7 protein-coding genes are annotated in these 15,239 nt (G+C 57.6%); 1 reads left to right on the top strand and 6 read right to left on the bottom strand.

Going from position 1 to position 15,239, the window contains the following annotated elements; all coding sequences use genetic code 11:
* Nucleotides 1-122: 122 nt before the first annotated feature.
* Nucleotides 123-293, top strand: a complete 171-nt coding sequence (locus V5E97_RS20230; protein WP_406701085.1) for a hypothetical protein — start codon at nucleotides 123-125, stop codon at nucleotides 291-293.
* 389 nt (nucleotides 294-682) lie between these two features.
* On the opposite strand, the gene V5E97_RS20235 is transcribed toward V5E97_RS20230, so the two are convergent.
* From V5E97_RS20235 to V5E97_RS20260, 6 genes are all read right to left on the bottom strand, one after another.
* Nucleotides 683-1,909, bottom strand: a complete 1,227-nt coding sequence (locus V5E97_RS20235; protein ID WP_406701086.1) for a DUF1559 family PulG-like putative transporter — start codon at nucleotides 1,907-1,909, stop codon at nucleotides 683-685.
* Between the two features lie 161 nt (nucleotides 1,910-2,070).
* Nucleotides 2,071-8,700 carry a hypothetical protein gene (locus tag V5E97_RS20240; protein WP_406701087.1) on the bottom strand — a complete coding sequence of 2,210 codons (6,630 nt, stop codon included), beginning with the start codon at nucleotides 8,698-8,700 and terminating at the stop codon, nucleotides 2,071-2,073.
* 31 nt (nucleotides 8,701-8,731) lie between these two features.
* Complete coding sequence (locus V5E97_RS20245; protein ID WP_406701088.1) at nucleotides 8,732-10,732, bottom strand: type II secretion system protein J; 2,001 nt, start codon at nucleotides 10,730-10,732, stop codon at nucleotides 8,732-8,734.
* A gap of 53 nt (nucleotides 10,733-10,785) precedes the next feature.
* Nucleotides 10,786-12,216 (bottom strand): prepilin-type N-terminal cleavage/methylation domain-containing protein, encoded by a 1,431-nt coding sequence (locus V5E97_RS20250; RefSeq protein WP_406701089.1) that lies wholly within the window; start codon nucleotides 12,214-12,216, stop codon nucleotides 10,786-10,788.
* Complete coding sequence (locus V5E97_RS20255; protein WP_406701090.1) at nucleotides 12,216-13,853, bottom strand: pilus assembly FimT family protein; 1,638 nt, start codon at nucleotides 13,851-13,853, stop codon at nucleotides 12,216-12,218. The genes V5E97_RS20250 and V5E97_RS20255 overlap by 1 nt, the downstream gene beginning before the upstream one ends.
* 77 nt (nucleotides 13,854-13,930) lie before the next feature.
* Nucleotides 13,931-15,097 (bottom strand): type II secretion system protein, encoded by a 1,167-nt coding sequence (locus V5E97_RS20260; RefSeq protein WP_406701091.1) that lies wholly within the window; start codon nucleotides 15,095-15,097, stop codon nucleotides 13,931-13,933.
* Between the last annotated feature and the right edge of the window lie 142 nt (nucleotides 15,098-15,239).

The raw sequence follows: 15,239 nt of genomic DNA on the forward strand, positions 1-15,239 counted from the left end.
GGGGACTGGCTCCCGGCCCGCGGGTCCCTTGGCACAGTCTGTTCCACGTTGCGGCCGGGTGCCTGTCCCCTTTCCAGCGCCAGCCGAACACCAACCGCTGTAGCATCACGTGCGCACGGATTATGACGACCGGACCAGCGTTGTGGCCGGGGTCGGTGACCCGGGCGAATGCCCAGACCGAGGTCACCGACCCCGGCCACAACGACGTGAACGACTGGAAGGCCAATCGCTATAGCGAAGCTAAGAATCCAAAAGACCGGGAGCGACCCGCTCCCCACTCGCCTGGATATTAAACGACGACCCGATACAGGGCTGGGAAGCCTCCCGCGACTCGTTCCCACGGTCCCCCATGAGAATGGAGTATGGGACGTTCTGCGCCTTCGGCTTTCGAGGGCCAGACGACGCGGAGCGTCGGGGACGGCATTCCCACGTGGGACTGTGGGAACGAGGGTGAAACCGCGTCCTCCCCTGATTTCGCTCGCCCTTAAAAGGCGAGCATGAGCCCCAAGTCGTTCCCCCCCTCTCTCACGCTCCCCGCCCACCAGTGTCGAGCCGCCAGAGCCCCACCACTCAGCACGCAACAAAAAACCCACCCTGAGACAGCCTTCCGGCCGCCCCCTGGTGGGCTCTCTCCCGCGCCAATCCGCGACGCTAACGACTCCCATCGTCCGTCAGGACGCAATCAATTTGCGAAGGCATCCTGGCTGAGCGGTGCCTGACGGAACGCCAGGGGCAGCTTGCTCCCGGCCGGGGTAATCATCTTGGCGTAGACAGTCCCATCAATGGACGAGCTGATGAATCGCGTCGCACCATCGGTGAAGACCATGTTGCAGCCCGAGGGGTGGCCGCTGTTGGAGAAAGGGAACGTTCCCTTGACGACCAGATTCTGACCACCGTTGATAAAATCGCCGTTAGCACCGTCATTAATGTTGGCCTGTTTCCAACCGGGCCCATCCACGGGGGGGTTACCGAAGGACGCCTGCAACCCGTAAGCTCCGCTTCCCGAGCACACCCGAGTTGTGCCAGTCCCACAGACGTTCGGCGAGCCGATAAACATGCAGAAGTTCGGAATCGGGCACGCCCAGTTGGTGGGGGTCCCACCGATCAAGGAACTTCCTGGATCATAGCCAGCCAAAGTGTTCTCACTAACCAGAAGCGTATTGCTCGAACCGTCGGTGATGCCGCCCGGGGAAGTCTTATAATCCCAAGCCATACCGCCCGTTGAACTGCCGAGGAACATGACCCCCAGCCGCTGAGACACACCTTGACTACCCCAATTGATTGACACAAGTGAGGGGTCTACCGGTGTAGGTGTTGCATTGGGCAGGCCGCCGGAAAAGCTTTTCGCATAAATGGAAGCCGTCTCGTCAGATCCGTGAAAAAGTGTGAAACCGCCATTCACGGCATAGCTCAAATTCCCTTGACCCGTTTGGGCCGTCGTATCGTCCGGGCAACGCAGAACACCGAGGGCGGTATTGCCGATCGCCAAGTTCGGCGGCTGCCCCGAAATGGACATCACTTTCTGCCAGTACGGTTTCGAGTGATCCCATGCGTTGGCAAGATCCTGCTGGTCAAGGTAAGGCAGAATATCGACGACCCAGTTCTTCCTCCAGGACAATGCGGCACCAGCGGTACCGCTAAACGAGGCAGAAACATTCGAAGTCGCCAGTGTCGCCGTGGGATCCTCGTAAAATGTCCCGGCGTTCGGGAACGAATTTTTGGAAGACGAGAAGTTGAGCAAGGCCAAACCGAGTTGACGCATGTTGTTGGCGCACTGGGTTCTACGGCCCGCTTCGCGAGCGGCATTGACGGCCGGTAGCAGCAGCCCGACCAGGACGCCGATGATGCTGATAACCACCAGCAACTCAATCAGCGTGAAACCAAGACGTTGGCGTCGGCGGTGAAGCATAAAGGGGTCCTTTCTGACTGGCGCGGTAAGGACGACGGGAGTTAACCTCAAATTCTAGCCGCTACGGGTTCCCTAGGACAAGGGATTTCCCTCTGTCAAACCAACTGACGCCGCCGAAGGTTCTTGATCGGCGGCATCAGCCTCGACAGCTTGTCAGGCGATCATTCGATCGGCTGACGATAAACAACACACTCGCGGAAGTTCCCCGGCGCCTGAGGACTAAAGCCCACCGCGCGGGTGCGATCGATGATGAAGAACGAACGGTAACGAGTGTTCGTGCCGTTCTGAATGTTGAGCTCTTGGCCTAGCGTATCGAAGGCAAGTTTCGAGGCGGTGTTACCCACCATCGGGTCACCTTGTTTGATAACCTCGAAGAATCCGACCGTGATCCAGACCGCATATTGATGCGTACGGACCGTGGTCAGATTTGTGACCTTCTGCAACCAGTCGTACCGGAATGCTGGATGCTGCCGGTTATCAATGGCCGGGTCAACGGTGTTGGCACCCAGGTAGAAATTCGGAACCACCACAAACTGGGGAGGATTGTAATTCCCGGCGTCCAAGGAGGTGATCACCGTGGGTTTCGCCGAGAGGTCGCTGGCAATATTCGAAAGGTTGTTGTTGGGATTCAACCAGTTGATGAACGGGTCCCCCGTAAACGAAGCCGTGCCGCCGTAGGGTGTGAGCCAAATCGAAGCATGGGACGGCGGAGCCGGTGCCGCTGTCGGGAACCCGATCGTCGGATTGCCCCACACATCAGGCAGTTGGAACAATCGCCGCGGAGGAATTGGAGGAGGCTGAACAGGATTGTTGCTCGTGAAGAGATAAGGATTCTTCACACCCGGATCGCCGATGTAGGTCCGAATCGGAGGTGTTGTGGAAGTGGCAAAGGTATTATCATACGCCAACCGGGCGATGTAGTCAGCCCACGGTGGTAGCCAGGGCGGGTAGAGCGTCGTATCTGTCGGCGGGAGAGCCGCCGGACGCAACAACGTATAGTTGATATCGGGATACGAAAACGAGCGATAGGGACGCTCGGACGCGATTTGTGTTGATGTTGCCGTAGCCAAGGGATCGGAAACAGGTCCGGATTGGTGGGCGAACATGTAGTCAGAGCCGCCATGCCTCAGCTTGAGAAAGTCGCTGAATGCGGCCTTCATTTTGTTGCCGAAGAATGGAGCGGTAGACGTATCAAATTCGCTTCTGCGCGGATCAAGGGCCATGAAACCCTGGTTCGGCATCCGGTAAGAGCTGTTGGGTGAACCATTCAAATTCACCTGCGTCACAATCAAAGGCGTTTTATTATCTTCGATCTGCTGAACATTGAGACGCGTAGATCCCAGATTATCGAGATCCTCCTGGGCCGGTGAGTACGGTGCAACAAAGTTGCGAACGAACCCGAGGGTCTTCAGCCACGTCTCACTCATCACCGCAAAGAAGACCTCCTCATCAATGATGAGGTTGATGTTAAGCAATCCGGGCCTGAGATCCTGACGCATCCAGTCGTAGTTCACCCCCTTCGCAACAATATCGATCGAACCGTTGGCCGGAGTGGGGACATCGAAAAACTCGAACATCCGATGCCACCCCGCACCACTCGGGCCGCCGATATACGTCGGATGAGTGAGAAGAGTAGTGTTCACCTTCGTGATCGGGAAGTTCGGCCCATAGTTTGAGTTAGCCGAATGGATAGGCGCAAGACCCGAGCCTGGATCTGGCCAAGCACCTGGAACAGATGGTTCCGACTGCGCGGTATAGAAGAATTCATCCATGAGATACGGGAACGTGTGTGGCCGCGAAGTCGCTGTGCCCGTGACGGGGGTTGTCGCTTTCTTGAAAATGAGCGGATTAGGCGGCATCCCAGCGAAGCTGCCCGCTAGTGCAGGCAATTCCGGAGGAATAGTGCCTACGATCTCGGGCGACTGTTCAACGAATTGTTTGGTGAACAGCCCCGGAGGGCAGCCCGGGACCATCAGCAGTTCAGACACACTGGTGAAGTCTCGGTCGTTGAACGGCAGGTAGTCCCAAACCTCATCGCCATTCGTGGCGCCGATGGCACGACCAAGCGTGTTACTGATGTATCCGGTAATATTGTGAGCGGGGTCATTAGTCGGCCCATACACGAGGTGAAGAGTCGAGGGGTCGTTAGTGGCGCTACTGGCCGGACCACGTCTCGTCTGCTCGGTATAGCCATAGGTGGGCACGCAGTAATTGGCCGGCGCTGAAGCGATCGGGATCGCCGCTACCGCATGCCCGCCTCGGAACGGCTGCAACCGCTCCAGTGAGTAGAGACCTCCGTTACCACCCGGGGTGACTGCCCCCATCGTATCAACAGTGCCTGCCATACTATTATAGATGAATCGGAAGGCATCAACGACAACGCGGTTTTCGTTAGGACGGGCCGGATCGTAGCTCGTGTCGAACGGGTTGGCCGGTCGACGAAGATAGAGCCAGTAGAACCTCTGGGTCGGAGCCGTGCTCAGGATCGTGTTATTGACCAGATCGATCGTCGCATCGGCAGTCAACCCTGTGGTAGACGTGCCCAAAAGTTCTTTGGCCGGAGCAGCCGGTGTAGAAAGATCCTTATCCTGAATCACGTAATACTTCACATCACTATCAATGGCTTCGATCGCTCTGGTCAATCCACCAGGGTCATCGCCGAACGCGGCCAGTGGCCTATTCGAGGTTGTAACGCCTCGGGGGGGAGCGGGCGGGATCACGGGATTGGGCAAGGCCGCAAGCGGAAGTTGCCCCGTGAACGGATCAGGACGACCGGTATAGTCGTCGGGCAAGATGATGAAATCCCACCCATTCAACGTGAGGTCGCACGCAGTCGAATCAGACGACGCGATATAAGGCGGGACCGTCACAGGAGGGGGCGACACGTCCGTGGGAGCCGTCAACGTATTGACCAATTCGACACACATCCGCGGTGTCGGTACTGAAGGTGAGCCGCCATTATCGTACCTGTACTGATATGCCAGGACTTCATTAATCGCGACCGGGTTGTACTCCATCCCTTGCTGGATGACGTAGGGGGAATTCTGGTTGTCGTAGAGGGACGAGAATTCGGGGGGCGCCACAGCCGTATTCACGTGCCATGGATTTCCCAGAAGGTTCCAGCCCACCCCCGCCCAGGTTCCCTCGGCGCTGCGCGGCGTGAACGACAAGACTGCCGGAGTCGTCGGGGTAGCACAGGCACTGTAAAAGACGTCGGTGTTGACAAACCGGGTCGAGGTGCAGTCCGGATCGCGATAGTCGATAATGTTGACCACGAACTGGCTCAACTGGACAAGCTCTTCAGGCGTATCAACTGCCTTGGGGGGAAGAATAAGCTTGAGCAGTTGATAGGTCTCACGGATCCACTTTTGCCGGACCGGTTCGTCATAGCGGTTCGAGACCGGCAGAGGAAAATTGAGGTTAATCTTCCGATCACCGTGAGCCAGTGATGGAAGCCTTCGCGGCACAGTGTAAGCCAGATCCGTCGCAGTTTGGTCGTAGACCGAGGCATTTCGATCCCGGTGATAGCTCAGCGTGCTCAGGTTGGCGCTATCACTCTGACTGATAAACTGGCTGTTGCCATAGGGAGCGCTCGCCGGTAGAGCGGTAACCACGGGCCACTGCGGATCGTCGACTGGATTATCGTGCGCCCAAACAAAGTTGGTCGGCTCCCAAGTCTCGATCGAGAAGAGACGACGGCGGCGGTTCCCATCTTTCGGATTCAGGAAACTAACCGGTGCCAGATCCCTCAAACGGCTCGAAAGTGCGAGGCCGTCCACATCTTGTTGGCGATAGAGCCACTCCAGGTCACTTGGCCCAAACGGCTGATCCGAAGGCTGAGAACGGTACAACTGCATCTCGTCGGCTTCGTTAAGATTGGCCGACTGGGTCACGGTGTTGATCGTTTGATCGTAGGTTGGAACCCAGGGGTTGGGCGGCGCCGCTGGAACCGCCGGGTAATTGTTGAATGGCATTCCGCCAATCACGGTGGAGAGTGCAGTAAGCCCACCCGGGGTACGCGGCAACCGATACCCCTCGAAGCCGTGGAAGAGATTATTGGTAAGGTCGACGGGGATCATATGGGTTGCGGGACCGACAACCGTTGTGCTCGTCGGGGGAGCGGGATTGCCGATGCCCTTCAGCCAGTAAGAATTGTTCTCATAAGGATACCAAATAGGCCCTGCTCCGGGTGTATGGGGATTCGACGCCAGCAAAGTCCCCGGAAGCGCTAGCCCGGGGGGGGTCGCGACGGCCACGCCTGGTGGACGGAAGTGCTTGACGAAGGCAACACGACCATTTTCGTCGGCACCGATCGGAGCTGTCGGAAGCGGAGTGGTCGGGAACGGCGTCTTGAAACTGTTGACAAAGCCGTCCCCCATCACGTCAATGGGGGTCACGAAGCGACGCAGTCGTTCTACGGGAAGTACCAACGAACCACTGTCATCGAATAGGTCTGCGTTCTCACCGAGAGTGGAAATCACAAGGCTGCTGGCGGCGTTGACCGGAGCTGTGGCACCGACCGGATTGCGTGGATACCAATCAAAGGCGTTGTGGTTGTCGTCCCGGCCGTCACCATAGAGAGGGCCGGCGCTGGTCCACTGGCCGGAAAGTCCTGCCCGGACCTGATTCTCGTAATAATAAATTGGCGGAGCCGTTGGCCAAGGCGCGACCCCCGGCACATTGACCCATGGCGTGGCCGTTAACCCGGTCGGTTGGTCAGTCGGTTCACCCCAGCGACCAGCGATCGGAGTTGTCAGTGTCACCGCGGGATTGGCCGGGTCACCGGAATCAAGCACCGCGTTGGGCAGAAACACTTTCTTGCCATCGACTACAACGAAATTCGCGTCGTTGCTCGTGGTAACATCGACCCCGAACGTATTTTTGTACACCATGGGCAAGCGGGTGCCGGCCAGGAGATTTCGGAGTTGAGTGAGACTCACCGGAACTCCTGCCGTACCCCACCACGGACTATTGGCAAACGTGCCAGGTCCTGTATTGTCGCCCGGTGTGAAGACTCCGTTGATGAACGTACCCGGCTGGGGCGTCACAAGATCTGCGCCCGCGTTGTCGACGGGGGAATATTTGTTAAGTCCCGCGACCCCTTCGATGAACGCATTTTGCAGACCAAACGTGGGATCAATTTCGGATGGCGAAAAGCCTTTGTGAGAGGCGTGCGATCCTCGAGGAGACACTCCGTAAGCCCCAGTCGCCGGGTCGAAGAGCGATCGGAGTTGGAGATTACCTGCAGTATTTAGCGGAATCCGCCCATTCAACCCAATGATCATAAAGGCGAATAAAGGCTTGAAAAATCGCCCATCCGTATTCCTTCGTGCGGGGTATCCAAGGTCGAGCCAGACGGAGTCGGTCGAGCCGTCTCCATCGTTGTCAACATCGTAGGTAACCTTGCCATTGCTATCTGGGTACAGGTTGGGAAATGCCAGCGAGTTGTGCCCATCCGCCGCTCGGGGCCGGAGGATCTTGGAGGCGGAGAAGACGTTATCACTCGTCCAATCATCAAACGGGGCCGCGCCTGTGATCGGATCGTTGACTGACCCATCACGGACGAGAATTCCGGGGCGGTGGAACGACGGGATCATGACCTGCCCGTCGCCGCTCTGCATGGCGAGGAACCAGTTTTCCAGGTCACAGGCGTCGTAATCCTCGTCCATCCCGCAGATCTGATTAGGGTTCCCGTAGGACGCCGGAGTATTGAAGTTGTTCGTCGTATCGAACGTCCCCGAGAGGATATTGCCGTTGGTGCGAAAATTCCCGTATTGCCCCATCCCCCGGTTTGCGAGCGCGGAGTTGGTCGGGTCGAGATTGCTCAAGTTCGCGTTCAGTGCCGCGACACCCGGGCCATTAAACGCATGGAGAAAGCGACCGTCGAGGGTGAACGTAACAGCATCGGCCACGGTGTTCCGAATCAGGAACCGCCCGTTGAGGCCAATCAGCTTGCTCTGCCCTGGTGCCCCTGTATTTGCATAGTTGTAAAAATTGTAATACTGCAGATACGGGTTCGTTCCACCTGCCTGATAGGAGGTTGGTGGGAAGAAAGAAGGGAGGGGATAGGGAATCGTCGGGGCTTGAGAAAAGAATACACCCGGCCCAGGAGCCTCCGTCGGCACCGTTGGGGTGGGCATGATGTCGGCAGGGTCTCCGTAGGAATTGTCGTGAGGGGCCACGTAGAAGACACGGAAACTCCCCTCGTCAGCATCAGCCAAGACCTCGTGAGTCTCGCCGACATAAAATGAAGCCGGGACGGCAGCAGACGCGGCGGGTTCAGTCACAGGAGGGAACTTGAGAATCCATCGCGTAAAGTTATAACCATACAGTGCGGGTTCTCCCGCCGCGATGTTTGTCTGGACTCGGATCAAGCCGCTCACAGAGACATCGTGCCGGGTGCCGTCCACATCGGTAATGGTTTTCAGGAGTGGGCCGGTAACCGTAGAAATAGCGGTGATCTCAAACTTCGAACCATCGGCAGGATTGTAGGGCAACGCCGAATTGAAGATCCCGTCACGGCCATACATATCACGTTTAAGGCTATGACCCCGGATCGCCGACTGCGGATTATCGGTATCGTCGATCAATTGTGCGAGCGCATAGTCCATCATCTCCGAAGATTCGGGCCAGTTTTGCGCCTGCGAGAAGTTCCGGGCGTTGACTTTGACCTGGCCGCTAAAGGTCGCGAAGGTGACACCGATCAAGGCCAGGAGGCCGAGCATGCCGAGCACCAAGATCAGCACCACGCCTCGGCGCTGGTTGCGCGTTCGTGGGAAGGTTGCGAACATGCGAGGAAGTCCCCTTTCCCTCTCGGATCGATTACAGCTTCTCGCTGAAATCTTGACGGATTGTCAACGACTTGACTCGTTCGTTCCGGGGATCGGTCACCCGGATCTGGATCTGAATGCCCCGCATCGGCGCTGGGTAAGGCGCGGGGTAGGACGGGTAGACCGGCAACGAATGCGGAGGACCTACCGGAAGTTTCGTCGTGGGATGAATCCCCGTGGCGGGCGCATTGGTATAGTCAGTCGACCATGTATCCCAGACCCGCCGCAGCCGCATCACATTCGCTAAATTGGGGTCAGAAGCAGGGGTTCCCACGTTTGCCGTTCCAAACTGAGCATCGAATCGGCCATCGGTGGCGAGCGGAGGCATTCGTCCTTCGTGGGCAAAGCTCTGTGCAAGCGTGTACCATGTGCCGGACGTCCAGGTCATGGTTTCGGGCGTCTCGTTCATGAATGGGGGAAGCGTTGGTCGTGTGCCATTCGGGTAAAGCCTGAGATCATCCCCCCAGCCCAGGTCGACGTAGCCGGGATAGGAGTTATCGAAAATTTTGATATCAAAGCTCCGCACCCCGGTCATGATGAGGTCGTCGTCCCAACTGCCCTGCCAGAGTGCCTGCGACGTTTCACTGGCCGGTGGTGGTACAGGAAGGACATTTCCACGCCCGTCGTTGAACGGTTGAGCAATCTCCCGAAAGTCACTCGTCATCGGAGGCAGGAAATTCACAAGGAGCTTGGAGGCATTGGCACCCGCGAAGGGGTTCGTGCTCGCAATGAACGGGTGGAGACCAAAGGGTTGAGTACCCGTCAGAACCTGAATGCTGGGATCATTCCACCTGGGCAGCAATGTCTCCCTCCAGGTTGGAAAGCCCCACCACGTCTGCTGGCTGGTGGGAGCAGGCAAGCTATCTCCACCGGTCACGAGGGGTGAATGATTGATTTTTTGGAGAAGATCCAGGTGGCTGGTAAACACAGGATTTGGGGCAGGGTCCGTCGAATGGATCCATCCCGAGCCCGCGAGCGATCCGCTATACTCATCTGGCCGTGAGTAGGCTCCCGGGTAGATGAAGGGGAACGCCAAGGTTTCATTCGACGCTGCAAATCGGTTCGCTGGAGTTGGATCGTTGAGGAGCGAATTAGGCATGCCGGGATAGAGAGTCGGATAGTAATCGGGGATACTATCACCGGCGATGCCTCCACTTCCGTCTTCATTTAGGGTGTTCTGGTCGTCGGGAATCCCGTCGGCACCAAGTACCCCCGTAGTATTATTCACATAATCATTACCGAACCGTGGAGCGAAGGCCCGGTTCTCACGATTGGTCAGGTCTTTCAGCGTATTGAGAACGATCGGGTAAGGCGCGAGATTCGTGGATGTGCCGATAGATCCCGAGGCAGCGGGGCGAGCGGAGAGGTCGTTCACGCCCTGCCAGCTTACATTCACTTTTCCGAGACTATCGGGTTGGAAGAGTGCGGCAAATCCGCCAACAGGAGCGGTTGGATTTCCCCCTGCATTCACCCACGCCGTGTTTACCGCTGCCTGTCTCTCCGGTGCGATGAGAAAGACACGACGGTAGAGATTTCCGTTGCGAAGAAAGTAGATAATCTCGGCGTATTGGCTCGTGATAAGGACCGGTTGCCCAGAACTATCCGAGTAGGCTCCGAACCAGGCCCGTCCAGTGAACGGTTGGCCTTCAGGAGCTTTCGCTGTGAATCGGATATAATCATCTGTATCCTCACCCTGAAGGTCGGGGAAGGAATTCTCGCCATACTCCAGATATCCACGATTCTCGTTGGGGTTCAGTGGCGGGGTCAGCCTGGCGGTAACCCCGTTGAGATCACGACGTATGGTGCTATCAAGTTGGCGAAGGTCGCCATCAAGCTGCTGGAATACCTGTACCCCTGACAGCGCACTTGTTGCCGAGGTGAAGATCGTCGCGATGACGGTCATCATCAAGACCAACAGTGTTACCGCGACGAGCATCTCGACGAGGGTCACGCCGCGGCGCGGCGAGTGTGAGTCCGATTGTCGGTAACGCATGACGAACCTCTCCCTCGAAGACGACCCGCATCTGCAGGTCGAGGCGCCAGTACTCAGCGTGTGTAGATCGTCCTCGGAAACACGTTAACGACGTAGGGCGACACCAGTGCCGCATTGACATGGACGGGAGAACCCACGGGGGTGCTCGAATTTGACAGTAGCGTCAACGCCCTTAACGGGGTGCTCACCCACACCGTCATTTCGCGATAAGTGACATCAGTTGTAGGCGGATCACCGGCAAAAGCCTGTCCAGGGCCAGCCTCAGTACGTTTGGCGATCTGATACCAGTGGCATCGCTGATAGGGGTAATATGCGCCTGCGTCCCCGACATTGCCGTTATCCGGGTCCGTGATTCTCCGCCTGTAATCGACGATGGCGTTGCGCTCGTAAGTCACGTCGGCAATCCAGTTTCCGACCTTGATCTCAGGGTCGGGCATCTTGTCTGACCAACGAAGAAGAACCGCACGGTTTGCGGTTGACCCATAACCGCGTGACGCCCCCGTACGGCCCACTGTCACCCTACCTGTGTATCCAAAAATCGCCTCGACAACCGTTTCGCCGGCAACGACACTCGTAATATTAGAGTCGAAGGGGGCCACAGTTGGATCAACGGCGAATGGGCGCTTCTCAAAGACTACGATGTCGCCTACAAAGACGGAGCCATTAGTACAGTCAGCCTGCTGACCGGTAAACATCCAAGTATAATTCCAGTCATACTGAGGACTCAGCATCTGCGTTGTGCTGTCGGGAGGAAAGCTCATATCAGGAACAATGGGGCTCAGGGCGTTGGCTCCTGCCCCTGAATCCTTGTCCGACTGAAGAACCATGTCCTCAGGTGAAACGAAGATGCTGGGAACCGAATTAGACCTGGGGTTAATTGCGGGGAGAAACGGCGTGAAGTTGGTGAGCCGCTGTAGCCCGTGGGCACTCGGAGCCGCACCGTCAGGATCAGGGCGGACAAAACCTATCCCGGACGCGAATCGTGCCTCCGATTGCCCAAGAACTCCAGGGTAAATACTGGTCTGTTGCCGCCAGAGCGGATCATAGGCGACCGGAAGTCCAGGTCCTGGGATAAAAAGCGCAGGAGCAGGCTTGTCATGTGGCGGCACGTTGCCTGTGTTGAATGCCCCGGTTCCACGGTAAGCGCCGAATGCAGGGCCCTGGATGGGGTCACCCCGAAAGCTTGGGGTGTCCTGAACCCAGGGGTCGTACGGCCATGGCGTATAGGCTGGGAGAGTATACCAAGGACTATAATTGGAATTCAGAAACGAGCTCTTGTTCAGCAGATCGCGAGTCTCGGTATCTGCTGTAGCCGATTCGGTGAGGGTCGCCGAACGAGACAATCGATTCGCATCGCGAAGCCTGAGAAGGCCGAGCGGGAACAAGGTAGCCAATGAGACCATACCGATGCCCAGGATCAGGATCGAGATCAGGATCTCGGTCAACGTGATACCCGAGCGCCCTCGCGGCGTGCGCAGGATCATTAGCGAGTCTCCCTCAATCCTTGTTGAGCCTTCAGGAACGGATTGTTGACGTTCCCGATATTGAACCCCTCGCCCGGAAGCGTCGTGTTGGGCGCCGGGATCGTCTCGATTGTGTTTGTCACAACCAAACCGTTCTGTGCAAACATTGTAACGAGCCGGCGATCGTTCTTGAGGATTGGAGCCGTAGGGTTTGCCGTGGGGGGATAACCCGGCGTATCGCTGCTCATCGGCAATTCATAATACAATTTAGCCAGAGTACTGCTGGGGTTCAGGTTGGGTGCTCCCGTCGTCGAAATTCCCCAAACCGAACCACGAGGGTGAACATCGTTCCGGTCGGTAATCCAGAAGTGGAGGAACGGCAATGCATCGGCCGAGGTCGGCGTCGAGTACTGGGTCGTGGGGATATACAGCCCTGTCGGATTGACCAACACATCGCAATAGAGCGAGCCGTATTGAATCGGAATCCGCGACCGCTCCCGGGTTGTGTTCCAGGCCGTCGCGTCGATCACCATCCCCGCGGGAAGGACGACTTCTCTCGCACCTGGGCTGGGTACGGGGCGGCGCTCGATGATATAGGAGACGTCTTGCGTCCCCTTCTGGAAATTAGTGAGAGCCCAGGTTGGTGTCGGACTCTCCGTAGGCGTTCCGCCTGGGTTATCGACTAATGCGTCGGCTGTGAGAGCGCCAACCCATTTCTCTTTTTCCCACTCGAAGAACTCGTCAGTGTCATCATTATCCGTGGTAAGCGGAGTATGTGGGGCCGCAGGAATGGGATTGTTGTTGACGCCATCCCACCCCTCGTCGACATAGCCATCAAGATCGTCGTCCTCACCATTTACGACGAACAGGAACTCGGGATTGAGCTGACTCGCCATTGTTAGCGGCGGGGTCGCCGTGACATCGTAATCATAGTAGGTGCGAACCAGGGGAGATCTCACACCTGGCGCTCCAACATTGACGAACAACTCGGGATTGCCTTGGTTGGCTCCCGTGGCCCAAGGATTGATGGTGCAAGGGCCAACGATGGTATAGGCTCGACCAGTGCCATTGATCTTGATCTTGTCACCAATACGAATATTCCAATACCAATTCGTTGGGGAATTCGGCTGACCGGTCCCAAGGACGTAACCATCGCGGAAGGGAGCTTCCTCGATCATGAGCACATGAGTTGTCAGCGACTGCTGGACGGGCGAACTGTCGGGATACGGGTAGCGTGCAGCGGTAGCCCTAGGCAGCGGATAGGCCGGTGGGAAGTTCGGCGGGTTACCGCCGGGAAAATAGTGCGGCCCGATCGTGACCTTTCCTTGCGAGTAGTCACCGGCGGGCTCGATTGGGATCATCCGGTTATAGCAAAGCTGGATGGTGCCCGCGCCCGGCTGTCCCGGGGCTGGGATCGTCATCGTCGGATCAGGAAGGAGGCGGATGCCGCGCGGTTGGTTATAGCGGATCGCCGAGTCTCGGGCACCGACCAGCGACCCGCTAAAGATTCGGGCCGCGTCGGTGACCTGCCGACCGTTCAAATTCGTAACAATTGTCGGGAGCGCGATCATGGACGCCAGAAGGACGATGGCCACGACGACCAAGATCTCGACCAGGGTGAAGCCCGACCTCGGATGTTGCCGTTTCTGAACTCGCATGAAGCCCTCCCCTCCCTCTTCCTTCCGCAAAACCTCTCAAAACGACCCGCTCCGAAGTTCGACCCCCACCATTTCAATCAGTCGAGTTTGCCAGGCGAGAAGTTCGTCAAATTGTCATTCTCTCCTGTCCGCGCCTCAGGTCCGAGCGTCACGGAGGTCACACCTGCGTTTGCCTGCTGGGTCTGAAACGAATTGGGCACGTAACCAGTGTCCGCAAAGACAAAAGGTAGCCGATTCGTGGTGGCGGTCGCATTGTATTGGCCACCAATCCCAAAGCGACGGTCGCGGCCCGCTGAGATGATCTGGAACGTCTGAGCATTCAGCCATGTGGCAGATTTCGCAGTACTCCCCGTATCGAGGGTGCCCGCCGCAGTCGTCGGGACCGGCGGGCCGTTCGTATACGGATTGGGGGAAGGTGAAGGGATGACGATCTGGCCGACGGTCGGTGGTGTTGCGGCATTTGAGGTCTTGAAGGCACCGATCAGCGCCACGCCATCATCGGTCAACTCGGTGAAAGCGCCTGAGAAGTCGACGTCACCAGGATCGTAGCCCACTCCTCCATAAGCGGAGAAATAGCAGTAGAACGGCTGAAAATTGGGGTCGGCCGATTTCCCCAAAGAATCGAGATAACCCGGAAACACCGACCCGTTGCTCTTGTTGGCTTCCAAACGCGAGTTGTTGAACTCGAACATCGGAACCGTCCGGTTGGTCGTCACCGCCGCGCTCTGGAACGGGTTGAGGGGATTCTTGGAAAAACCCGTCATTGCCCAGCCACTCGTATTGTTCCCTTGGGGAATCCCCCCTAGAAAAAACACAAGACATTCGGGGCCAGACAAGATGTAGGTGGTAGTATCGCCGACCCCATTCCCGTTGAAGTCATAGAACCCACCGGGAATTCCCGACGGAGCGCCCGAGGTGCTCAACTGGAGGCGCGGCCAGAATCGCCGGAGCTGGGCCACGGTTCGCGTGCCAAGCACGCCGGTCGAGCTGTAATCACCATCTTCTCTGACAACAATCCGGCTCGGAGGATAAGCGCCAAAGGTGGTTTTGAATTCAGCAAGCCCCTGAGACAGGGCCCGGATCTCAGCGGCGACGGCAGCGTCCTTGGCAGTGTTCATGGCGTTCATCACGGCCGGGACCAGAAGGCCGACCAACATTCCGAGAATCACGATGACGACCAGAAGCTCGATCAAGGTAAAGCCGAGCCGGTTCGGTGGAGCGGTCGCGCGTGTCCGTCGTCTCATCGGGTCAGTCTCCAGGTCACTGGGTCGCTTCGTTCTCAATTCGGGCAGTCGCTTCTCGACATAACTCGATAGGCTAAATTCATTCCGCCGCTCGGCCGACACGGAGGGCGCGGGCCGAGCGGATCGGGCCGGAACGCGCACC

The organism is Singulisphaera photorubra, assembly GCF_045290345.1.
Lineage (GTDB): Bacteria > Planctomycetota > Planctomycetia > Isosphaerales > Isosphaeraceae > Singulisphaera.

What these genes read in the sequence shown, in the direction of transcription:
- V5E97_RS20255 (WP_406701090.1), bottom strand. Translation starts at nt 13,853, where the DNA reads ATGCGAGTTCAGAAACGGCAACATCCGAGGTCGGGCTTCACCCTGGTC.
- V5E97_RS20235 (WP_406701086.1), bottom strand. Translation starts at nt 1,909, where the DNA reads ATGCTTCACCGCCGACGCCAACGTCTTGGTTTCACGCTGATTGAGTTG.
- V5E97_RS20245 (WP_406701088.1), bottom strand. Translation starts at nt 10,732, where the DNA reads ATGCGTTACCGACAATCGGACTCACACTCGCCGCGCCGCGGCGTGACC.
- V5E97_RS20250 (WP_406701089.1), bottom strand. Translation starts at nt 12,216, where the DNA reads ATGATCCTGCGCACGCCGCGAGGGCGCTCGGGTATCACGTTGACCGAG.
- V5E97_RS20240 (WP_406701087.1), bottom strand. Translation starts at nt 8,700, where the DNA reads ATGTTCGCAACCTTCCCACGAACGCGCAACCAGCGCCGAGGCGTGGTG.
- V5E97_RS20230 (WP_406701085.1), top strand. Translation starts at nt 123, where the DNA reads ATGACGACCGGACCAGCGTTGTGGCCGGGGTCGGTGACCCGGGCGAAT.
- V5E97_RS20260 (WP_406701091.1), bottom strand. Translation starts at nt 15,097, where the DNA reads ATGAGACGACGGACACGCGCGACCGCTCCACCGAACCGGCTCGGCTTT.